The sequence below is a fragment of the Tropicibacter sp. Alg240-R139 genome, assembly GCF_900537075.1.
In the GTDB taxonomy this organism is placed as follows: Bacteria; Pseudomonadota; Alphaproteobacteria; order Rhodobacterales; family Rhodobacteraceae; genus Falsiruegeria.
Genome location: NZ_UNRA01000001.1, coordinates 1328891 through 1349942 on the forward strand (window position 1 = coordinate 1328891; position 21052 = coordinate 1349942).

The window sequence follows — 21052 nt, forward strand, 5'->3', positions numbered from 1 at the left end:
GGTCACCTCTCCTGTTATCGCCATGTTTTCTTGCGTTTCCAGCGGCGGTTTTCCCGCTCGCCTTCTTCTTGAACGCCCAGATAAAAGTTCTGGATATCCTCAGACGCCATCAATTGCTCGGCGGTGCCGTCCATCACGATCCGACCCACCTCCATCACGTAACCATCATGGGCCAGGTTCAGTGCCGCACTAGCGTTCTGTTCCACCAGCATCATGGTCATGTTCTGCTCTTCGTTGAGCCGTTTGAGAATGGTAAAGATTTCTTGCACCAATAGAGGAGATAGCCCAAGGCTGGGTTCATCCAATAGCATGATGCGTGGGTTTGCCATCAAACCACGACCAATCGCCAACATCTGCTGCTGACCACCTGACAGAGTGCCTGCCTCTTGGTTGCGCCGCTCTTTCAGTATCGGGAAGTAGTTGAACACCAATTCCCGGTCATGTTCGATCTGACCCTTGTCCGAGCTTGTATAGGCTCCAAGGCTAAGATTTTCGTCGATCGTCAGCAGAGGAAACACCTCGCGCCCTTCAGGCACGTGAACGATCCCTTGTTGCACGACCTTGTGCGGTTCTGAACCTTGGATGTCGTTGCCGTCAAAGGTGATGGTGCCCTTTTCTGGATCCATTACCCCTGAGATGGTTTTCATCAGCGTGGTTTTGCCTGCGCCGTTGGCCCCCAGAATGGAGACGACACGCCCCTCGTGCACGTCCAGGGACACGCCCCGGATCGCCATGATAGGTCCATAAAAGCTTTCGATGTTGCGGATTTTCAGAATGGGTTCGCTCATGATGCTTTCCCCAGATATGCTTCGATCACAGCGGGGTGCGACTGCACCTCGGAAGGTGTGCCAAGTGCGAGTTTCGCGCCGTCGGCCATGGCCAGAACCCGGTCGGACACGCCCGAGACAAGCCCCATGTCATGTTCGACCATCAGAACGGTGATGCCCATCTGACGGCGGATGTCGTCGATCCACCAGCGCATGTCTGCCGTTTCCTCGACGGACAGGCCAGAGGCCGGTTCGTCCAAAAGCAGCAACTTGGGATCGGTGGACAGCGCGCGCGCCACCTCGACGACCTTGCGAACACCATAAGGAAGCCCGGCGATCATCTTGTCGCGATAGGCCTGCAGGTCGAGGAAATCGATCACCTCTTCGACCTTTTCTCGGTTCTCCATTTCCTGCCGCTTGGCCGAGGGCGCAAAGAACACCTCTGAAAGCAGGTTTGTTGTGCGGTGTCGATGCCGACCAACCAATAGGTTCTGCAGCACGGTTGCGTGTTCGAACAATTCGATGTTCTGGAATGTCCGCGCCACGCCATAAGCCGCGACCCCGGATGGTTTGACCTGCAACAGGTCATGGCCATCAAAGCGGATCTTGCCTGCGTAGGGGTCGTAGAACCGCGAGATCAAGTTGAACACGGTCGACTTGCCTGCCCCATTGGGCCCCACGATGGCAAAGACTTCGCCTTCTTCGACGCTGAACGACAGATTATCCACCGCCGTCAGCCCGCCAAACTTCAGTGTGACGTTTTCAAGCTCGAGCAAACTCATCTCAGGCGCTCCGTCTTGAGGTAGGATTTCTGCCGCTTGAACATGTCCTTGCGGTAGAAGGGGAACAGTTCAAACCAGGTGCGGACCTTAAGCCAGCGGCCATAAATCCCCATGGGTTCGAACAGGATGAACGCGATCAGGATCATGCCGAAGATGCCGAACTCAAGACCAGGAATGGCCACGGTCGAGCCGCCAAAGACGGCACCGACGTATTCTTTTGAGATCGACAAGAACTGTGGCAGGAAACCAATGATGATGGCCCCAAAAAACGCCCCGTGGATCGAACCCAAACCACCAATAACGATCATCATCAAAAGCTGGATCGAGATTACGACGCTGAACGTTTCGTTGTTGAACGCACCCGCATAAAGCCCCATCAGGGCACCCGCCCATCCGGTGACCATGCAGCTGAGGCCGAATGAAATCGTCTTGGTGCGCGAGATGTCCACGCCCATGGCCTGTGCCGACACTTCGCTGTCGCGCACTGCGATGAATGACCGCCCCAAAGGCGCGCGCAAAATGTTGATGTAACCAAGCGTGACCAGAACCACGACGCCAAGCGTCAGCCAGTAGAATTCGTTGGGTGTGCCCCACCGATCAACCATAAAGCCAAACACACCAACAGACGGCGCGTATTTGCCTGCAACCCCGCCGGTAATCGGTTCGGCCAGAACGATGATGTCATCCATCAGGATCGACATGGCGAGCGTAAAGATCGCCAGATAGATGCCATGCAGGCGCAGGGCAGGGACTGCGATGGTCGCCCCGATGATCCCCGTGATCAAACCAGCGACCGGAAAGGCGATCATAAAGGGCACGCCCGCCTCGATCAGGATGATGTTGGCATAACACCCGATGGCCAGGAACGCCGCGTGCCCAAGGCTGGCTTGCCCGGTGTGCCCGGTCAGAACCATCAGGCCCAAACCCGCAATGGCCCAGATCAACACGTTGGTCAGTTCGCCCAGATAGAAGTCATCCAGCATCCAGGGCGCTGCAATCGCCACCACCAAAAGCAGCATGTAAAGGCTCAACTGGTATCCGTCCTTCCAGGGGCGGATATCCTGCATGTAGTTGGTTTTGAATACGATCCGCATAAGCTTATACCTTCTTGGAGCGCACTTGGCTGAACAGCCCGTGCGGACGGAAGATCAACACGGCCAACAGCAACGCGTAAGGCGCGATCTGGCTGTAACCAGCAGCGATGTAGCGGCTGGCAAAGGGCTCGATCACACCTACAATCAAGCCACCTGCAAGCGCCCCGGGGAGTGAGCCGAACCCGCCGATGACAGCTGCGGCAAAGGCTTTGATCCCGATCAGGCCGGTGCTGGGGTCGACTGACCCCTTGGCGGCAAACAGGATTCCCGCGACACAGGCCACGACGCCACCCAAGGCCCATACAAGCCCCTGAACCTGTTTGACTGGAACACCCATGTAATAGGCGGCCAACTGGTTCTGCGAGGCGCCTTGCATCGCCAGACCCATCTTGGTTTTCGAGAAAAAGACATACAGCGCCCAGGTCAGCAGAACGGTGACGACGATAACGGCCACGTCCTCCATCCCAAGTACCAGACCACCCAGGGCAATCTCTTTACCGGCCAGCGGATTTTGCAGCGTCTGCGGCTCGTGCCCCCAAATGAGGCCAGCGGCAAAGCGAATGACAAAGCCCAAAGCGATGGTCAAGATCACGACCGAAGTCTGGCTTTCCCCAAACATTTTTCGGATCAGGAACCGATCCAGCAAATAGCCTAAGACCGCCATCAACCCAAGTGAGATCGGCAGTGCCAGCCAGAACGGCAGCCCCATGTATTCTGTATTCGTTAGCCCGATAGTTATGAATGCGCCTAGCATCATGAAATCGCCCTGCGCGAAATTCACTGCTTCGGTCGCCTTGTAGATCAGCACAAAACCAAGCGCGATTAGGCCATAAACACAGCCATTCGCCAGCCCGCTAATCAGCAGCTGCAAATTGTCCAAACTTCCCTCCCTGTACCGGTTGACCGGCTTGTTCGACTGCCCTCTGGTTTTTCTTCATCACCGGGGGGCGTTATCCATACTATGGCGTGATCATGACCTTTCCGTCAGTCTTTTTAAGGGCATTCGCCAAACCTGACACAACGTCACGAAGAGTTAAGTGCGCGGAAACATCTGTTTTCCAGCGACCATCTGCAAATCGTGCCTGCACTTCGCTCACCACCCGCATCTGATCGGCAGGCGGCGTGGTCATCATCCAGTTGGTAAGCCAGAATCCCTCAATCTTTTTACCCATAAAAACGAGCTGCCCCATGCGTGAAAGACTGGGCAATTCGGCGTCCAATTTTCCGTAGCTGACCCAACGAGTTCGGTTTGGCAGGGCGCAAAAGATTTCCTCGGATTGTTGGTTGCTAACCGCATCCAGAAACACGCGCGGCTTTAGCTCGGCGCTAATCTTGGCGAATTTCTCCAACATGCCCGGATCGCTGGTCACCAAAACCTCGGTTGCGCCCAATTCCTTAAGCGGCTCGATCGCATCGGCTCGACGTACAAGCGCGATAGGTTTCAACCCCAGATCACGTCCCAGCGTACACATCAGTTTGCCCAGCTGGCTGGTGGCAGCAGAAATGACAAACGCTTCACCTTCGGAGCGGGCAATGTCGACCATGGCCATGGCGGAGAGCGGGTTGACGATCTGAGCAGCGCCATCTTCATCCGAAACATCAGGACGCAAAGGAATGCACATTTGCGCCTGAGTCAGCACGTACTCAGCCCAAGCACCCGAACCGGCGGCCACGAAAGCGACGCGTTGACCGGCAAGAGATTCGGCCCCCTTGCCGGTGGCGACGACATCTCCGCAGCCTTCGAACCCGGCCGGGTGCCCCTTGACCCGGGGCTGGCCATATTCACCTTTGATGAAATGCATGTCCGACGGGTTGACCGAGGCCATCCGAAGCTTGACCAGAACCTGACCAGGGCCGGGTGTGGGCACAGCAACTTCTCGGTTTTCCAAGTAGTCCGCCGCATCCGAAATTGCCGGACCGGTTGCCTGGCCAGAATAGCCATCGCCAGTCTGCACAACGGCAAACATAATCTCAGGAATCTGGGTCATGCAAAAACCTTTCGTGATTGGCTTGAATAAAGCGTGATGCTCTCTTCGTTCAGTCCAAGACCAGACAAGGCAAAGCGAACCACGTCGTCAACAATGGCCTGGCGGCTTTCAGAAGTGTCATCGCCGCGCGGACGGTACCAGAAAACAGGCCCGTTAAGCGTCCCCATGAAGCTTTGGATGGTCACGGACAGCTGAGGACCCACATGCAACTGTCCGTCGGCAACACCCTCAACCACGACTTCGCGAAAGCGCTGCTCATAAACGTCCCTGCGCGCCAGATGTGCCTCCATCGCTTCGCGCTGAAACTGGGTCGTAGTGGAGTATCGTAACATTTGCAGGCCATCCACCAAGACGTGCATGTAAGGCAGATCATCAATCATCGACCGCACATGCCCTGCAGACATTTCATAGAGACGCTCGGCCGGGCTGCCCTGCATGGCGTACCCGTCGTCCGAGGCTGCAAAGACAAGATCCATAGCCCGTTCGCGTACCGCATTGAACAGATCCATCTTAGAGGGAAAATAGTGATAGACCCGCCCCTTGGTGGCACCCAGATGGCGCGCAACCGTATCTATCGACGTTGCCGCAAACCCACGGCTTTGAAAGCACTCCGCTGCAGCACGCAACAATTCTTCATAGCGTTCCGAACGGGCTTGGACGGCAGTTTGTGACAATGTTTGGTGACCCCCGAATTCGCCGAGAAGGAAACATACTACTTGGTATGTAGTCAATCGAATGCACAAGGTGACGTTGGGGAACCGGTCAACAATCCCTCAGGGTTTGTAGCGCGACTGTAGCGCGACTCAGATTTTTTCAATTTGGAACACAGATATTTGCAGCAACTCATATTTTGGTATGAGAGCGCCTTTAACGGGCTGTTCGATGTGTTCTGAAATCTGGGATCACTGGTGCATTGGGCTGCTTTTCAGGAATCGGCGTGTCGCGCCCGCCTTTGATTGAAAGCATCATCGACGGTTTCACCAGATCGCAATGCTTCTTGAAAGCAGCACGTATTGCCATTTTCCTTCCGACAGAGGAGGCAGCTACTGTGCCGGGCATCAGCGGGACGTCGATCCTTTTGCGGTCCAACATCTCGTTTTCAAAGACGATCTGAACTGTAGGTACTGCTTCAAAGAGCGTGTCGATTTTCTAAAATTCACGGCCTGCATTCCGAATCCCTTTGGTCGGTTCATGGGCGCAAATCAGGACGTCGACCGAATTTGGTTCGCCGGTTAACTTGCGCTGAATCTCCACCCTGCCGCCAAGATCCCGAACCATGTCTGGATTGAGGTTGCGGTCACCCTTTGCAAAAAAAAATGCCCCGACTTTGCTCATCACTGGCGGATGGAAAAAAGAACATCACATCGACCCCACCGTCGTTGCGATATTTGCCCGAATGCATGGCTCCCTGTGTGTTGACGGCCCACTCTTCGAATTAAGTGGTGCTTCTCGGTTAGCCAGAGCGCGCCATCAGCGCTCTTGGGGATGCCATACTCCAAGGAGACATGATGCTTTACAGCTTTCTACGCGCGCAATCTCTAATCGCAAAAAAGAAAACCCCCGCAGCTGGCGCTCGGAGGTTTCAACGTCAAAATGGCTATTGGGGACTTCAGGGGCGTTAGCCACCCCAACTGCGTACGACTCCGCAATCCATATGCACAAAGTTCGAGCGCGAGTAGCGTCCCACACCGCCAGCCCGACAAGAGACAGCGGCACGAGCAATCTGACCGACCGAGCGCGACGACAAGCGAAGGTCCGCAGCCTGGCCTTTCATATGAAGGGAATTCTTGGCAACGCCGCGCGACCGACGGCGCAGCATAGCATTGGTCTGCGGGCTGCGATAGCCCGACAGCAACATGTAAGGTTCACTGACATCCATCAAATTGTGCGAGGCCGCCATGATGTCGATGGTCCGTAGATCCATGGATTTGACTTGGTCAGTTCGCCAATCGCGCATGAAGTGGTTCACTTCCTTAACCGCGTCTTTGATGTAGTCGCCATCAATCCAGTAGATCATGTCAAGCCGTTCACCCGTACGACCAGAATACATTCTGATCCGGCGGATATCTCCGCCCCCGCGCAGGAATCCTGCCGCTTTGGAGAACGTTGGTGCCGCCGTGAGAGTAGTTGCTGCGAACGCACCGATTAGGGCGCGTCGGGTCATGCCCGAAGAGCTAGAATCTGCCATTTCCTGTGTCGTCCCGTACGTATCCTGCCTGCGCACGATGTTACGTGCACTGTGTTTATATCCATCCCCAGATGGCAACTGTATGGCACAGACAGATTCGCGAGCCAAGAATTGAATGCGGCAAGTTTTAAATACGGGGAATTTTCGGCGAGTTTTTGCGCAAACATGAGCAAAAGCCTTATATCCGCCGCTTTTTCAAGCGCTCTGAGTTCAAAAATCAAGGCGATGCACGCATGCATCAGGTTTGTTCGCAATTTGTCCTGTGAACGAAATGTGAATGGACTTCTTTAATGTAACTTTTGACACTTGGCGAACACCCGTTGATTTGACCATTACCAAGACCCCAAGGACCATCCCATGCTGCGATTACCTCGGCGTTCGTCTGCCAGAACCGTTTTTCACCTATTGGGTGCCGCTGGTTTGCTCGCATTGTTAGGCGCGCCCGTGTCGGCCCAGGTTACAGCTTTCAAACAGGCCATTGCCGAAGCCGCTTATAAGAGTGATGCGGTTGCCAAGTTTTATCGCGAGAACGACTACAATCCAATTTGGACCGGCAAAGGGGACGAGCACCGCGCACGACGTGCTGCATTGATCCAGGCGCTGTCGAGCGCAGATGTGCACGGCCTGCCAGTCGATCGCTATCGGCTGGACCAGTTGATGGACAAGATGCGCGATGCAGAAACCACGCGCGACCTCGGCATGGTCGAAGTCGCGCTGAGTCGTGCGTTTGTCACCTACGCCCGCGACATCCAGACCGGCGTTCTGCGTCCCTCGACAATCGACGGTGGCATGGTGCGCAAGGTAGAGCGTCGGGACGGCGATGCCTATCTGCGCGAGCTTGAAACAGCCGCGCCGCGCGAATACATCCGCACCCTGGCGCCAACCTCGCCCCAGTACCGAGCACTGCTAAAAGAAAAACTACGGCTCGAGCATTTGTTGGCCGAAGGCGGTTGGGGTCCCACTGTTCCGGTTCGCAAAATGGAACCAGGCGATGCTGGAGATGCCGTTGTGAGCCTGCGCAATCGTCTGATTGATATGGGGTACATGGGTCGCAGTGCCAGCCGTACATACGATACAGCCATGCAGAACGCCGTACAGGCGTTTCAGTCTGCGCATGGGCTTGAGGCGGACGGGGTGGCCGGTAAGGGCACCATCACCGAGATCAACAAAAGCGTCGGTGACCGGCTGAAGTCAGTCATCGTGGCGCTGGAACGCGAACGCTGGCTGACCCGTGACCGGGACGGACGGCATGTTCTAGTCAACCAGACAGACTTTTCCGCCAAGATCGTGGACGACGGTTACGTGACCTTTCAGACCCGTTCGGTCATCGGCAAAAACACCAGCGACCGCCGCACGCCAGAATTCTCGGACGTGATGGAGCATATGGTGATCAATCCCAGCTGGTATGTGCCGCGCTCGATCATCACCAAAGAATACCTTCCCAAACTGCGCGCAAATCCAAACGCCGTTGGTCATCTTGAAATCACCGACAGTCGCGGTCGCCGCGTGGGCCGTGGGCATGACTTCTCGCAGTATTCTTCGCGCAGTTTCCCCTTTGCTATGCGCCAACCTCCGGGCAAACGGAACGCGCTTGGATTGGTGAAGTTCATGTTTCCGAACAAGTACAACATCTACCTGCACGACACGCCGCAAAAGCATTTGTTCGCGCGTGAGGTGCGGGCTTATTCACACGGCTGTATTCGTTTGGCGCAACCGTTCGAATTTGCCTATGCGCTTTTGGCCAAGCAAAGCAGCGACCCCGAGGGTTATTTCCATCAGGTCCTGAACACCGGCAGGGAAACCAAAGTTGTTCTTGAGGAACCCGTGCCTGTGCACATCATCTATCGCACAGCCGTGATCTCGCCCAAGGGTCAGGCGGAATACCGTCGCGACATCTATGGCCGCGACGCCAAGATCTGGAGCGCGCTCAGCAACGCAGGGGTGGCCCTGTCAGCCGTTCGGGGTTAAGCAACGGGGACCAAAGCGAATAAGACGGGGTCCCATCATGCGCTTTTCCATACAGCAAATTGCCCATTCCCTTGGCGCCGAGGCGGCCGGGGACCTTGAGCTGACGGTCACCCATGCATCGGAACCCGGTGATGCATCATCAGACGCCCTGGCCTTGGCGATGTCGCCGAAATATGCTGAAGACCTGCAAGCCGGAAGCGCACAGGCCGCTTTGGTCTGGCCGAACGCAGATTGGCAAGCCATGGGCCTGAAGGCTGCGATCTTTGCAGCAAGACCTCGAATGGCAATGGCCGGTGTGACGGTTATGATGGACGCGGGCCAAGGCGAAGGGCAGGGAATCCACCCGTCAGCCGTTGTCGATCCCACAGCCAAGATTGGTGAAAACGTCTCGATCGGGCCGCTTTGCGTGATTGGCGCCAATGCGGCCATTGGCGATGGTTCGGTCATCGGCCCGCACTGCTTCATTGGTCTGGACGTGCATCTTGGGAAAAACGCCCACTTGCGTGAGATGGTTAGCATCGGTGCACGCGCCATCATTGGGGATCGCTTTCGCGCACAACCCGGCGTGCGCATCGGTTCGGATGGGTTCAGCTTTGTCACACCCGAGGTGTCCGGCGTCGAAAACGTGCGCAAGTCGATGGGTGATGCGGGCGATGCCCAGGCGCAAAGCTGGCTGCGTATCCATTCAGTGGGCGCGGTTGAAATTGGCGACGATGTAGAGATCGGAGCAAACTCGACCATCGATAATGGCACTATTCGCAACACCGTGATTGGCTCGGGAACCAAACTCGACAACCTTGTACATATCGGCCACAACTCGCGTGTTGGGCAGGATTGCTTGCTGTGCGGTCAGGTTGGCTTGTCTGGGTCTGTCGACATCGGCAACAATTCAGTTCTGGGCGGGCAAGTCGGGGTGGCCGACAACCTGTTCATCGGTGCGGGTGTTATTGCCGCGGGGGCAACAAAAATCCTATCCAATGTACCCGCCGGGCGCGTCATGATGGGGTATCCGGCCGTTAAAATGGAAACCCATACAGGCATTTACAAAGCGCAGCGCCGCTTGCCGCGTATCTTGCGCGACGTCGATGCGCTGAAAAAGGCGGTTTCCAAACTGACCGCGAGTGATTAAATCAGCCACAGATCATTCAAGTCAGAGGACTGATTATGAGCATCAACGACCGTGTTATCGCGATCATCGCAGAACAGGCCGTTCTGGACCCATCCGATGTCACCCCTGAAAGCACATTAGAGGATCTGGGCATCGACAGCCTTGGCCTGGTCGAAAGCATTTTTGCCATCGAAGAAGAGTTCGACATCTCGATCCCCTTCAATGCCAATGAACCATCTAAAAGCGATTTTGACATTTCGAACGTGGCGGCCATCGTGACCGGCATCGAAAAGCTCATGTCCGAGAAAGCATAGCGGGCAAGCGGGATTAGCAAGATGAAACGCGTTGTCATCACCGGGGTCGGCACCATCAACTCTCTGGGCCATTCGGTGCCTGAAACGCTAGAGGCCATGCGCGAAGGGCGCTGTGGCATTGGCGAATTGGAATTTCGCGACGTTGACCGGCTGGCCATCAAGATCGGCGGACAGGTCCGCGGGTTCGAAGCCAAAGGCCGGTTCAACCGCCAGCAGATGTCTCTGTATGATCGTTTTACGCAGTTTACTCTGGCTGCGGCCAAAGAGGCGATCACCCAATCGGGCCTGACGTTTAACGGCGATCTCGCAGCCCGTTCGGGCGTCGTTCTGGGCACCGCCGGGGGCGGTGTCAGCACCTGGGACGACAATTACCGCTCTGTCTATGAGGACGGCAAGAACCGGGTGCATCCCTTTGTTGTGCCAAAGCTGATGAACAATGCGGCCGCCAGCCATCTGTCGATGGAATACAATCTTAAAGGCCCGTCGTTCACGGTCTCGACCGCCTGCGCTTCGTCCAACCACGCTATGGCCCAAGCCCTGGCCATGGTGCGCAGCGGCATGGCGCCGGTCATTGTGACGGGTGGATCTGAATCCATGTTGTGCTTTGGTGGTGTCAAAGCCTGGGAAGGGCTGCGGGTCATGTCCAAAGACGCTTGCCGCCCGTTCAGTGCCAACCGAAACGGCATGGTACAGGGCGAGGGGGCCGGGGTTTTCGTGTTCGAAGAATATGAACACGCCAAGGCCCGCGGGGCGGACATCCTGTGCGAGGTGATCGGATCTGCCATGTCATCGGACGCGTCCGACATTGTCATGCCCTCGAAACAGGGCGCTGCGCGCGCTATTTCCGGGGCGTTGAGAGACGCGCGCCTGAACCCCGAGGATGTGGCCTATATCAACGCCCATGGCACCGGGACCGCGGCAAACGACAAGACGGAATGTGCCGCCGTCGCGGATGTGTTTGGCAAACATGCCGACAACCTGATGATCAGCTCGACCAAATCGATGCATGGTCACCTGATCGGAGGCACTGGCGCGGTGGAGTTGCTGGCCTGCATCATGGCCTTGCGCGATGGCGTGATTGCACCAACCATCGGTTATGAAGAACCCGACCCGGAATGCGCGTTGGATGTTGTCCCGAACGAAGCGCGCCAGGCGAAGGTGGACGTGGCCTTGTCCAACGCCTTTGCCTTTGGAGGCATGAACGCAGTTCTTGCGCTACGTAAAGTCTAACAAAAAACGCCGCCTCACAATGGGCGGCGTTTCTGATTTAGACTGGCTGGTGATCAGTTGGTGACAACATCAACCACGTCGAAGCCGGCAGTGAAACCAGAGAGCGACAGATCCAGGCTGATGGTTTGATCCGGTGCCGGGGCAGGGACCAATGATACAGTGGCCTTGGCACCCTTTTTCATAGCGTCGATATCCGTCTGTGTCAGACCGATTTGGGCGACACAGCCAATTGGATTACAGAAGGAGTAATTGTAACGCTTGCCCGGTGCACCGTCGATCGAAACTGTCAACTGCGCGGGCAGCAGCGTTTCAAGTGGCACGACAATCGTTGCCCCAGCCACAGCTGCCTGATTGCCCGCCAAACGGAACAGCGAAATTTCCGCCATCGGATTGTTTTGCGGATCAGTCATGATCTGCAACAGCGAACAGGGGTCTTGTTCTTCTTCGGTTTTGATGCAGGCCAGATCCCAATCGCCGAACTTGTCTTTGGAATAGCGTTCGCCCAGTTTCGGCCCTTCGGCCACGGGTTCGCCAAGATCCAGTGCTTCGGATCCTTCGACGGCTCCGGTCTGTTCCGCTTCTGGTTTTGTTTCTTCGGTCGTGGTGTCCTGGGCGACCGCAGCGGTTGCAAACAACAGCGCGGTCACAGAGCTCAGGCTGATAATGGATTTGAACATGGTCGCCTCATACATTCGGTACTGCTTTGGCCACGATTTAGCATGCCTGGACCCGGCTGTCAGTGCCAATCGACCGGATAGAACGGATTGATTGTAAGCCACAGCAATCAGCGTTCTGAACATAAAAAGGGGAGACCCAGTTATAGGTCTCCCCCTTAATATTTTGCTCCCCGTCGGACTGGCCGACTTAGTTATTGGGGCAGACGTTACGTATTGGGGCCGCATCGGTCAACAGTTAAGACTGCATTTCTTGTGCCTTATTCACACCATGGGCGGAATTACCGCCCTTTGGGGTAAAAATGCCGTGCCCGAAGGCACGGCCAGTCTAACAGGGAGGAAGGTGTCCGGCCCTCAAAGAAAGTTACAAGGTCCAGACAAGAAAGAACTATGGCAGCGAAAGGTTAACTTTGTATGCTTGCAGCGAAACGATGCAATACGAGGCATAACTTTATGGACGGTAAGGTTTTTTTAGGTGGCGGCGGCGAAAGTTATGGCGAACCGCAAGGGCTGTCGTTGAAGTACGCAAACCGACATGGGCTGATCGCGGGGGCCACGGGGACGGGCAAAACCGTGACATTGCAAATCCTGGCGGAAGGGTTTTCCGAGGCTGGTGTTCCAGTGTTTCTGGCAGACGTCAAAGGTGATTTGTCAGGGCTGGCCAAGTCCGGATCACCAGAACACAAGCTTCACAATCCTTTTACCAAACGCGCAACAACCATTGGTTTCACTGACTTCTCCTACAGGGCCAGTCCCGTGACGTTCTGGGATCTATTCGGTGAGCAGGGTCACCCGGTCCGCACCACCGTCACCGAAATGGGGCCGCTGCTACTGTCACGCTTGCTAGAACTCAGCGAAGCACAAGAAGGCATCTTGAACATCGCCTTTCGCCTGGCGGACGAAGACGGGCTACCGTTATTGGACCTGAAGGACCTGCAAGCCCTGCTGGTTTGGATCGGCGAAAACAGGGCGCAGCTGTCGCTTCGTTATGGCAATGTTTCAACCGCTTCGATCGGTGCGATCCAGCGCCGTTTGCTGGTAATCGAAAATCAGGGGGCCTCAAGGCTGTTTGGTGAACCGGCGTTGGAACTCAAGGATCTGATGCGAACCGATGACCAGGGGCGCGGAATGATCAACATCCTGGCCTCTGACAAGCTTATGGCAGCGCCGGGCCTTTACGCCACTTTCCTGTTGTGGCTGCTCAGCGAACTGTTCGAGGAATTGCCCGAAGTCGGCGACCCAGACAAACCCAAGCTGGTGTTCTTTTTTGACGAGGCGCATCTGCTTTTTGACGATGCGCCCAAGGTTCTGGTCGACAAAGTCGAACAAGTTGCTCGTTTGATCCGATCCAAAGGGGTTGGGATCTACTTTATCACCCAGAACCCGGCCGATGTACCCGAGGATATTCTGGGCCAACTCGGCAACCGCATCCAACACGCCCTGCGGGCCTTTACCGCCAAGGATCGCAAGAACCTTCGCCTGGCAGCAGAGACCTACCGTGAGAATCCTGTCTTTGACACCGAAGTGGCCATACGCGAGGTTGGTGTGGGCGAGGCGGTCACCTCGATGCTTCAGAAAAAAGGCGTGCCAGGGATTGTGGAACGCACGCTGATCCGTCCCCCGTCGTCACACCTTGGCCCGATCACCAAGGCCGAGCGTAAAGCCCATCTTGCGGCATCGGACTTGGGTGGCAAATATGACCAGCGGCTGGACCGCAAATCGGCGTTTGAGATCTTGAGTAAGCGCGCTGAGCAAGCCGCGAAAGAAGCCGAAGTTGCAGAGGTCAATGAAGAAGAGCAGCCTATGATGCAGCGCGAGTATTCCACCGCGCGCCGCTACTCAGGATCTCGGGTCAGCCGATCCTCTTCACGCTATACCCGCAAGAAAGATACCGTCGCCAGCGCCATGGGAGAGGCCGTGATCAAAGAGCTAAAAGGGACGACTGGGCGTCGCATCGTTCGCGGTATTCTTGGAAGCTTCTTCAAAGGGCGGTGACACCTAGTGCGTGTCTCGAAACCCTGAGGGGTTTGTTGGATCGGTTCGCTCCCGTCCGTCGTCGACGTTTCTGACGAAACATCTCCTCCCGTTGGGCCGGGCACTGCGCTTTGCGCAGTGCCCGGCCCAACGCCGCTAGCGGTGCCGACGAAGTCGGGATCGCTCGGGTGCGGGAGCCTCTCGAATTCTACAGTCGATGACAACCCGTTTCGATCAACTTGTCCTCAAGAAAAACGCCGCCTAAAACGGCGGCGTTTTTTGTTACTTCTCGGGGATCAATCCGCGCGGACTGAACCTGAGCACCAGTAGTAGGATCACACCCATCGTCAGCAATCGCATGTGCGCTGCACTGTCCAGAAGGTGGTCACGCAGCGCGCTGTCTTCGGCCATGCCGGACGTCAGAAGTTGCATCAACCAGATGCCCAATGGTTCAACTTGCACCCAGAGGAACCAGATTAGCATTGCGCCCAACACAGCACCAAAGTTGTTGCCCGAACCACCCACGATCACCATGACCCACACAAGAAAGGTAAAGCGCAGCGGGTTGTACGTGCCCGGTGTCAGCTGCCCATCCAGGGTCGTCATCATCGCGCCTGCAATACCGCAGACGGCCGAGCCCAGAACGAAAATCTGCAAGTGTCGTCGCGTGACATCCTTGCCCATTGCTTCGGCCGCAACCTCGTTGTCGCGAATTGCGCGCATCATGCGACCCCAAGGGCTTTTGAGGGCCATCTGCGCCATCCAAAGCAGAACAAGCAGAACCACCATGAACAGAACCGAATACCCAAGTTTGACGTAGAGCGTAGACGCCATCACCGGATCTAGCCCCATGCCGGCAGCGCGTTCCACGAAAGAAGGATCGTTTTGCAGGTCAATCTCATAGGGAACCGGGCGGGGCAGGCCGATGACATTTTTCACGCCGCGCGCCAGCCAGTCCTCATTCTTGAGCACAGCGATGATGATCTCGGCAATGCCAAGCGTCGCAATCGCCAGATAGTCCGAGCGCAGGCCAAGCGCGGTCTTACCGATCAACCAGGCTGCGCCAGCGGCCAGCAATCCACCCGCGGGCCAAGCCAACAGAACCGGCAGGCCAAGGCCGCCGATGTTGCCTGCTGCCGCGGGATTGATTGCCTCAACCGCTGCCACGTTCGGATCAAAGACCGCGCGATAAACGACAAAGCCCACAACTAGAACCGCCAGCATTGCAACCGTCCGGGCACGCCCTTTGGCCATCTTTTTCGAAATCATGACTGCCGCCGCAACAGTGGTCGCGCCAAGCAGCAAAGCCAGAACGATGCCGAACCCACCGGCGCTCCAGGTCTCGGGGGTAAAGTCCCCGGCGATCAGCACCACAGCCAGACCGCCAAGCGCGACAAAGCCCATAACGCCGACATTGAATAGGCCGGCAAAGCCCCATTGCAGGTTCACCCCAATCGCCATGATGGCCGAGATGAGCCCCATGTTGATGATCAAAATGGCTGAGTTCCAGCTTTGCATGAACCCGGTCATGACGATCAGACCGGCGACAATGGCAAAAAGGCCGGTATTTTTGACTGTCTCGTTCATACCGCTTTCCCCTTGAACAGACCGGTTGGTTTGAACAGCAGCACGATAAGCAGGATCACGAAACTGACCGCGAACTTATAATCCGTGCTGAGAAGTTGAGCGAGGCTCGAGGGTTCCAGGCTTTCAGGCAGCATGTATTTTGCGACCTTCTTCCAGGCATAGGTGATCGTCACTTCGGAAAACGCGATAACAAACCCACCCGCAATGGCCCCCAGCGGATTGCCCAAACCACCGACGATGGCCGAGGCAAAGATGGGCAACAGCAGCTGGAAATAGACAAAAGGCTTGAAGCTTTTGTCGAGGCCATAAAGCACACCCGCCGTCGCGGCCAATGCAGCCACAATCAACCAAGTGTACATCACCACACGTTCGGGGTTGATGCCCGAAAGTAGCGCCAGATCCTCGTTGTCCGAATAGGCGCGCATCGACTTTCCCGTACGGGTGCGGTTTAGGAACCAAAACAGCGCGATCACGCAGATCACCGCGACCACAACCGTGATGCCTTGGGTGGTCTTGATCGCCAAACCTTCCTTCAGGCCAGTCATTGTCTTGAAGTCACGCGCCGAGATGATGAAACGTTCGCCGTCGGCAAAGCGCTGATCGCCGGGGCCGATGATGAAACGGACAAGACCGTTCATGATGAACATGACGCCCATCGACACGATCACCAGGATCACCGGTTTGGCCTTTTGTTCGCGATAGAACTTGTACACCACACGGTCGGTGAACAGCAGCAAAGCCATGGTGCCCAGAATACCAAAGGGCAGGGCAAGCAAAGCGGTCGGCAACGGACCAAAGCTGATCCCGATACTTTGCATCCACCAGGTCACCAGAACAGTAACCATCGCGCCAAACGCCATGGTATCCCCATGGGCAAAGTTCGAGAACCGCAGAATGCCATAGATCAGCGTGACCCCAAGCGCACCCAGAGCCAATTGGCTGCCATAGGCGATCGCGGGGACCAGCACAAAGTTAGAAAGCGCCACGAGGGCGTTGAGGAAATCCATCAGTTCGCCCCATTCGATTTAGCTGCCATGACCTTAGTCAGATTGTTCAAGATGCGATTGATGTCGCAGACGACACCTAAGAAAACTCCCCCGGCGAACACCAAAAACCCTTGGGTAATGAGTGGAATTTTAGGACCAACCGGGAGACCATGAACCTCTGACGTTGTGATATCCAGTGACAAAAGGACTTTTAGCCCCAAGTAGATTGAAACCAGCCCAATCGCGCAGAGGATGTAAGCCATGATCCGTCCAACATTCGTAAACAACATCGATCAGCCCCCCAAGAACGACTTGCGGACTTCGGGATCGGCCAACAGCTCTTTCCCGGTTCCGGTATAGGCGTTGCGGCCCTGGACCAGCACATAGCCCTTGTCGGCGATTTCCAGCGCCTGGCGGGCATTCTGCTCGACCATCAGGATCGGAATGCCGGTGCGGCTGACCTCGATGATCCGATCGAAAAGTTCGTCCATGACGATAGGAGAGACACCAGCGGTGGGTTCGTCCAACATCAGCACCTTGGGCTGGGTCATCAGCGCGCGACCCACGGCCACCTGCTGACGCTGACCGCCCGACAGCTCTCCGGCGGCCTGATGGCGCTTGTCGCGCAGGATCGGAAACAGGGTATAGACCTGCTCCATCGTGTCCGAGATGTCGTCGGTGCGGATGAACGCCCCCATCTCAAGGTTCTCTTCAACGGTCATCGAGGTGAAGATGTTCGAGGTCTGCGGCACAAACCCCATGCCCTTGACCACGCGGTCTTGCGGGCTGAGCTTGGTGATGTCTTCGCCGTCCAGACGCACGGCGCCCTGACGGACGTCGAGCATCCCGAACACTGCTTTCATCGCGGTTGATTTACCGGCGCCATTGGGGCCGACGATCACGGCAATCTCGCCGGGGTTCACGGCGATGGTGCAGTCGTGCAGAATGTCCGGCCCCTTGCCATAACCACCGGTCATCGTGTCACCGATCAAAAAAGGTTCAGCCATCTGCGTTCTCCAACTGATCCTTGTTCTTCAGACCGGTGCCCAGATAGGCCTCGATTACCTGGTCATTGGCTTTGATTTGCGCCAACGAGCCTTCGGCCAGAACCTTGCCCTCGGCCATACAGATGACGGGGCCGCAGATCTTGCCGATGAAATCCATGTCGTGCTCGATAACGACGAATGTGTATCCGCGTTCTTTGTTCAGACGCAGGATGGTGTCGCCAATCGTGTTCAAAAGCGTCCGGTTTACCCCGGCGCCGACCTCATCCAAAAAGACGATCTTGGCGTCCACCATCATGGTGCGGCCTAGTTCCAGCAGCTTTTTCTGACCGCCTGAAACCTGACCCGCCTTGTGGTCAGCCAGATGTTCGATGGTCAGGAACTCCAGCACTTCGTCCGCCTTGGCTCGCAAAGCACGCTCTTCATCCGCGATGCGTTTGCGGCCGAACCAGGTGTTCCAAAGTGCCTCACCTGATTGCGCGCCCGGAACCATCATCAGGTTCTCGCGACACGACATCGAGGAAAACTCATGCGCGATCTGGAACGTCCGCAGCAGGCCCTTGTGAAACAGCTCATGTGGCGGCAGGCCGGTGATGTCTTCACCCGCCATGGTCACCTTGCCGCTAGTGGGCGGCAGGACTCCTGCAATCACGTTGAACAGTGTGGTTTTTCCAGCGCCATTCGGACCAATCAGCCCGGTAATGGAACCTTCGGCGATTTCAAGCGATGCACCGTCCACCGCCCGAGCTCCGCCAAAGTGCTTATGCACGTCTTCGACGACGATCATGTTTTCCCCCGTCCGCTGGTTTTTGGCGCGGACCCCTTATTTGTTGGCCTCATCCGATTTTGAGGTGCGGCCTTCTGTCATCGAAACAGCCCGGACACAAGATCCGGGCTGATCGTTTTTCAGGTCAAGTTCGCATTAGCGGAATTTGACGGTGGTGATTTTGCCATCCTTGATTTCGTACTGGCGATAGTTACCAGCCGACTCACCACCACCGATCAGTTCAACTGCGGTTGCGCCGACATAGTCGACTTCGCCGCCGTCTTTCAGGATCTGCAACGCCTTGGCCAGTTCACCCGGATAGATTTTTTCACCCGGTGCGTTGGCCACATCCATCACCTTGCCGGCATAGTCGCCCGGCGCGCTGGAGTTTGCAGCCTGCATGGCCAGCATGATCAGCGCTGCGGCGTCATAGGATTCACCGACAAACGACGAAGTACCGTCAAAACCAGCGGCTTCACCCATCGAGATCATGGACGCAGCGCCTGGGCTGTCTGTGCCCGGCAACTGACCGGTCGAACCGTCGATTTCGGACCCAAAGTTCTCTTCCAGCTTGGCGCCGTACATGCCATCGGGGAAGTGGAACGTGTCGAATGCGCCTGAATCCAACGCAGCGCGCATCACGCCCGAACCGCCTTGGTCCACATAACCTGCGATCACCAGCTTTTCGCCGCCCGCTGCCGCCAGTGCGCCAACTTCAGCCGAATAGTCGGCTTTACCGTCTTCGTGTGCGGCCGAAATGGTCACGGTACCGCCAGCAGCCTCAAACGCGCCCTGGAAGCTGTCTGCCAGACCCTTGCCATAGTCGTTGTTGGTATAGGTCAGCGCGACCTCTTTGATCCCCTGTTCCATCAGAACTTCGGTCATCACGACGCCCTGACGGGCATCCGAGGGGGCCGTGCGGAAGAACAAGCCGTTGTCTTCGGCCGTCGACAGCGCGGGCGAGGTCGCCGAAGGCGAAATCATGACCATGCCGTTGGGCAGAGCAACGTTGGACAGGATCGCGCCGGTGACGCCCGAGCAGTCGCCGCCCACGATGCCGTTCACGCCATCCGATGTGATCAGACGTTCAGCAGCAGCTGTGGCCGCGCCTGAGTCGATGCAGGTCGAATCCGCGCGGATCGGCGTGACGGTGGCCGCGTCCAGCAGCAGGCCGCTGTCGGTCGCTTCTTTCATCGCCAGTTCAGCAGCAGCCGCCATCGGCGGGGTCAGCGATTCAATCGGGCCGGTAAAGCCAAAGATGATACCCAGTTTAACTTCTTTGGCGTGACCGCCTGCCATTGCAGTGGTTGCCATCAGCGCAGTTGCCGCAGTTGCGGTGAGCAGCTTTTTCATATGGTTAACTCCCTTGTTGGAACGTCATCGTTCTGTGATCGACCCTAGGCAAGCTCTGCAAAAAAGAAAAGTCCTAACGATAACGTGTTTTTGCGTGGCGATCCTGTTTGGTTTCGACCAATTTTGCACCAGATTGAGAGAGGAGTTCGCCAAAACGGAGGTATCACGGATGTGGGTAAAGGTTGCGATTCTGCTAGTGATGAGTTTGGCACAGCCCACCTTGGCGCAAACGCTGGACACGCGGGCGGGACCTGTTGAAGTGACGCAAATGATCGGCGGACTGGACACCCCTTGGGCCATCGGGGTTCTGCCGACAGGCGAATTCCTGATCACCGGGCGAGACGGTGACCTGCTGCATGTGCAGAACGGCAAGGCCACCAATATCTCGGGTGTACCCAAGGTTTATGCACGTGGCCAGGGCGGTCTGTTGGACGTCACCGTCGCCCGTGATTACACCCGCTCGCGCGAGATATTCCTGACCTATTCCAAGCGGCAGCGGGGTGGCACAGGCACGGCGCTGGCGGTGGCGCAGTTGGATGTTAACGGGCGAAGGTTGACCAATGTGCGCACAATCTTTGAGGCCGCAACAGGCGGCTCGGGCGGGCGACACTTTGGCAGCCGCGTGGTCGAAGGGAGCGACGGAACGCTGTTTGTCACTATCGGCGATCGCGGTGATCGTCCTTCGGCGCAGGACCGATCGAACCACAACGGCACCATCGTGCGCATCAACCGCAATGGCACTGTGCCCCACGACAACCCATTTGTGGGGCAGGAGGGCATCCGGCCCGAGATCTGGTCGTATGGTCATCGCAATCCGCAAGGCGCGGGGCTGGATGCGCGCGGACGGCTTTGGACGTCGGAACATGGGGCCAAGGGCGGGGACGAGGTGAATGCCATCCGCAAGGGCGCAAACTATGGCTGGCCGGTCATTTCCTACGGCGTGCATTACTCGGGCGGCAAAATCGGCGAGGGGACATCAAAGCCCGGAATGGAGCAGCCCAAGCATTATTGGGATCCGTCCATCGCGCCGTCGGGTCTGATGGTTTATTCCGGCAAGCTTTGGTCTCAATGGCGTGGTGACTTGTTCGTGGGGTCGCTGAAATTCCACTATATCTCGCGCCTTGATGGTGACAGCGTTCGCGAGGTCGAGCAGCTTAAAGGTCCCGAAACCGAGCGGGTGCGCGATATCGTCGAAGCGCCCGATGGATCGATCTGGTTTATCTCTGTCGGGCAGGGTGCCGTTTACCGAATGACGCCTACACGGTAAGA

At 56.7% G+C, this 21052-nt stretch carries 22 protein-coding genes; 6 read left to right on the forward strand and 16 right to left on the reverse strand.

All coding sequences use genetic code 11. The features are described from left to right. Positions 1-14: 14 nt before the first annotated feature. From G6R15_RS06390 to G6R15_RS06430, 9 genes are all read right to left on the reverse strand, one after another. The gene (locus G6R15_RS06390) at positions 15-788 is read right to left on the reverse strand and encodes an ABC transporter ATP-binding protein (protein WP_164658950.1); all 774 of its coding nucleotides are present in this window, start codon (positions 786-788) and stop codon (positions 15-17) included. Next, positions 785-1549 (reverse strand): ABC transporter ATP-binding protein, encoded by a 765-nt coding sequence (locus tag G6R15_RS06395; RefSeq protein ID WP_164658951.1) that lies wholly within the window; start codon positions 1547-1549, stop codon positions 785-787. Before G6R15_RS06395 ends, G6R15_RS06390 begins: the two co-directional genes overlap by 4 nt. Then, the gene (locus tag G6R15_RS06400) at positions 1546-2643 is read right to left on the reverse strand and encodes a branched-chain amino acid ABC transporter permease (protein WP_164658952.1); all 1098 of its coding nucleotides are present in this window, start codon (positions 2641-2643) and stop codon (positions 1546-1548) included. The genes G6R15_RS06395 and G6R15_RS06400 overlap by 4 nt, the downstream gene beginning before the upstream one ends. 4 nt (positions 2644-2647) lie before the next feature. Next, positions 2648-3523, reverse strand: a complete 876-nt coding sequence (locus G6R15_RS06405) for a branched-chain amino acid ABC transporter permease (protein ID WP_164658953.1) — start codon at positions 3521-3523, stop codon at positions 2648-2650. Positions 3524-3602: 79 nt separating this feature from the next. Next, positions 3603-4631, reverse strand: a complete 1029-nt coding sequence (locus tag G6R15_RS06410) for an alcohol dehydrogenase catalytic domain-containing protein (protein WP_164658954.1) — start codon at positions 4629-4631, stop codon at positions 3603-3605. Then, on the reverse strand, positions 4628-5305 hold the full coding sequence (locus tag G6R15_RS06415; RefSeq protein ID WP_164658955.1) for a TetR/AcrR family transcriptional regulator: 678 nt from the start codon (positions 5303-5305) through the stop codon (positions 4628-4630). Before G6R15_RS06415 ends, G6R15_RS06410 begins: the two co-directional genes overlap by 4 nt. Before the next feature lie 193 nt (positions 5306-5498). After that, a complete protein-coding gene (locus G6R15_RS06420; RefSeq protein WP_164658956.1) occupies positions 5499-5723 on the reverse strand; it encodes a hypothetical protein in 225 nt (74 codons plus the stop codon). A 57-nt stretch (positions 5724-5780) separates the two neighbouring features. After that, positions 5781-5966 (reverse strand): hypothetical protein, encoded by a 186-nt coding sequence (locus tag G6R15_RS06425; RefSeq protein WP_164658957.1) that lies wholly within the window; start codon positions 5964-5966, stop codon positions 5781-5783. A gap of 283 nt (positions 5967-6249) precedes the next feature. Beyond that, a complete protein-coding gene (locus G6R15_RS06430) occupies positions 6250-6819 on the reverse strand; it encodes a DUF882 domain-containing protein (RefSeq protein ID WP_164658958.1) in 570 nt (189 codons plus the stop codon). A 357-nt stretch (positions 6820-7176) separates the two neighbouring features. Between G6R15_RS06430 and G6R15_RS06435 the strand changes: the two genes are divergently transcribed. From G6R15_RS06435 to G6R15_RS06450, 4 genes are read left to right on the forward strand one after another with little or no spacing between them, the layout of a single operon-like run. After that, complete coding sequence (locus tag G6R15_RS06435; RefSeq protein ID WP_164658959.1) at positions 7177-8787, forward strand: murein L,D-transpeptidase; 1611 nt, start codon at positions 7177-7179, stop codon at positions 8785-8787. 37 nt (positions 8788-8824) lie between these two features. After that, complete coding sequence (gene lpxD / locus G6R15_RS06440) at positions 8825-9916, forward strand: UDP-3-O-(3-hydroxymyristoyl)glucosamine N-acyltransferase (RefSeq protein ID WP_164658960.1); 1092 nt, start codon at positions 8825-8827, stop codon at positions 9914-9916. A 35-nt stretch (positions 9917-9951) separates the two neighbouring features. Further along, positions 9952-10209, forward strand: a complete 258-nt coding sequence (locus G6R15_RS06445) for an acyl carrier protein (RefSeq protein ID WP_164658961.1) — start codon at positions 9952-9954, stop codon at positions 10207-10209. Positions 10210-10230: 21 nt separating this feature from the next. Continuing rightward, positions 10231-11439: a beta-ketoacyl synthase gene (locus G6R15_RS06450; protein ID WP_164658962.1), complete on the forward strand. Its 1209-nt coding sequence runs from the start codon at positions 10231-10233 to the stop codon at positions 11437-11439. 53 nt (positions 11440-11492) lie between these two features. On the opposite strand, the gene G6R15_RS06455 is transcribed toward G6R15_RS06450, so the two are convergent. Next, on the reverse strand, positions 11493-12116 hold the full coding sequence (locus tag G6R15_RS06455; RefSeq protein WP_164658963.1) for an invasion associated locus B family protein: 624 nt from the start codon (positions 12114-12116) through the stop codon (positions 11493-11495). Between the two features lie 450 nt (positions 12117-12566). Between G6R15_RS06455 and G6R15_RS06460 the strand changes: the two genes are divergently transcribed. Continuing rightward, positions 12567-14108: a helicase HerA-like domain-containing protein gene (locus tag G6R15_RS06460; RefSeq protein ID WP_164658964.1), complete on the forward strand. Its 1542-nt coding sequence runs from the start codon at positions 12567-12569 to the stop codon at positions 14106-14108. 261 nt (positions 14109-14369) lie between these two features. Here the strand turns inward: G6R15_RS06460 and G6R15_RS06465 are convergent, their stop codons facing one another. From G6R15_RS06465 to G6R15_RS06490, 6 genes are all read right to left on the reverse strand, one after another. Next, positions 14370-15674: a branched-chain amino acid ABC transporter permease gene (locus G6R15_RS06465; protein WP_164658965.1), complete on the reverse strand. Its 1305-nt coding sequence runs from the start codon at positions 15672-15674 to the stop codon at positions 14370-14372. Next, positions 15671-16681, reverse strand: a complete 1011-nt coding sequence (locus tag G6R15_RS06470) for a branched-chain amino acid ABC transporter permease (RefSeq protein WP_164658966.1) — start codon at positions 16679-16681, stop codon at positions 15671-15673. The genes G6R15_RS06465 and G6R15_RS06470 overlap by 4 nt, the downstream gene beginning before the upstream one ends. After that, on the reverse strand, positions 16681-16923 hold the full coding sequence (locus G6R15_RS06475) for a hypothetical protein (RefSeq protein ID WP_164658967.1): 243 nt from the start codon (positions 16921-16923) through the stop codon (positions 16681-16683). The genes G6R15_RS06470 and G6R15_RS06475 overlap by 1 nt, the downstream gene beginning before the upstream one ends. Positions 16924-16953: 30 nt before the next feature. After that, positions 16954-17667, reverse strand: a complete 714-nt coding sequence (locus G6R15_RS06480; RefSeq protein WP_164658968.1) for an ABC transporter ATP-binding protein — start codon at positions 17665-17667, stop codon at positions 16954-16956. Next, entirely contained in the window at positions 17660-18451 is a 792-nt protein-coding gene (locus G6R15_RS06485; protein ID WP_164658969.1) for an ABC transporter ATP-binding protein, read from the reverse strand. The genes G6R15_RS06480 and G6R15_RS06485 overlap by 8 nt, the downstream gene beginning before the upstream one ends. A gap of 135 nt (positions 18452-18586) precedes the next feature. Further along, positions 18587-19783: an ABC transporter substrate-binding protein gene (locus tag G6R15_RS06490; protein WP_164658970.1), complete on the reverse strand. Its 1197-nt coding sequence runs from the start codon at positions 19781-19783 to the stop codon at positions 18587-18589. 199 nt (positions 19784-19982) lie between these two features. Between G6R15_RS06490 and G6R15_RS06495 the strand changes: the two genes are divergently transcribed. Beyond that, positions 19983-21050 (forward strand): PQQ-dependent sugar dehydrogenase, encoded by a 1068-nt coding sequence (locus tag G6R15_RS06495; RefSeq protein WP_240336674.1) that lies wholly within the window; start codon positions 19983-19985, stop codon positions 21048-21050. Positions 21051-21052 lie beyond the last annotated feature (2 nt).

Coding starts and splice junctions, on each gene's coding strand:
- G6R15_RS06490 (WP_164658970.1), bottom strand. CDS start 19,783: ATGAAAAAGCTGCTCACCGCAACTGCGGCAACTGCGCTGATGGCAACC.
- G6R15_RS06420 (WP_164658956.1), bottom strand. CDS start 5,723: ATGTTGGACCGCAAAAGGATCGACGTCCCGCTGATGCCCGGCACAGTA.
- G6R15_RS06395 (WP_164658951.1), bottom strand. CDS start 1,549: ATGAGTTTGCTCGAGCTTGAAAACGTCACACTGAAGTTTGGCGGGCTG.
- G6R15_RS06475 (WP_164658967.1), bottom strand. CDS start 16,923: ATGGCTTACATCCTCTGCGCGATTGGGCTGGTTTCAATCTACTTGGGG.
- G6R15_RS06430 (WP_164658958.1), bottom strand. CDS start 6,819: ATGGCAGATTCTAGCTCTTCGGGCATGACCCGACGCGCCCTAATCGGT.
- G6R15_RS06400 (WP_164658952.1), bottom strand. CDS start 2,643: ATGCGGATCGTATTCAAAACCAACTACATGCAGGATATCCGCCCCTGG.
- G6R15_RS06460 (WP_164658964.1), top strand. CDS start 12,567: ATGGACGGTAAGGTTTTTTTAGGTGGCGGCGGCGAAAGTTATGGCGAA.
- G6R15_RS06485 (WP_164658969.1), bottom strand. CDS start 18,451: ATGATCGTCGTCGAAGACGTGCATAAGCACTTTGGCGGAGCTCGGGCG.
- G6R15_RS06425 (WP_164658957.1), bottom strand. CDS start 5,966: ATGAGCAAAGTCGGGGCATTTTTTTTTGCAAAGGGTGACCGCAACCTC.
- G6R15_RS06455 (WP_164658963.1), bottom strand. CDS start 12,116: ATGTTCAAATCCATTATCAGCCTGAGCTCTGTGACCGCGCTGTTGTTT.
- G6R15_RS06450 (WP_164658962.1), top strand. CDS start 10,231: ATGAAACGCGTTGTCATCACCGGGGTCGGCACCATCAACTCTCTGGGC.
- G6R15_RS06390 (WP_164658950.1), bottom strand. CDS start 788: ATGAGCGAACCCATTCTGAAAATCCGCAACATCGAAAGCTTTTATGGA.
- G6R15_RS06480 (WP_164658968.1), bottom strand. CDS start 17,667: ATGGCTGAACCTTTTTTGATCGGTGACACGATGACCGGTGGTTATGGC.
- G6R15_RS06445 (WP_164658961.1), top strand. CDS start 9,952: ATGAGCATCAACGACCGTGTTATCGCGATCATCGCAGAACAGGCCGTT.
- G6R15_RS06435 (WP_164658959.1), top strand. CDS start 7,177: ATGCTGCGATTACCTCGGCGTTCGTCTGCCAGAACCGTTTTTCACCTA.
- G6R15_RS06410 (WP_164658954.1), bottom strand. CDS start 4,631: ATGACCCAGATTCCTGAGATTATGTTTGCCGTTGTGCAGACTGGCGAT.
- lpxD (WP_164658960.1), top strand. CDS start 8,825: ATGCGCTTTTCCATACAGCAAATTGCCCATTCCCTTGGCGCCGAGGCG.
- G6R15_RS06470 (WP_164658966.1), bottom strand. CDS start 16,681: ATGGATTTCCTCAACGCCCTCGTGGCGCTTTCTAACTTTGTGCTGGTC.
- G6R15_RS06495 (WP_240336674.1), top strand. CDS start 19,983: ATGAGTTTGGCACAGCCCACCTTGGCGCAAACGCTGGACACGCGGGCG.
- G6R15_RS06465 (WP_164658965.1), bottom strand. CDS start 15,674: ATGAACGAGACAGTCAAAAATACCGGCCTTTTTGCCATTGTCGCCGGT.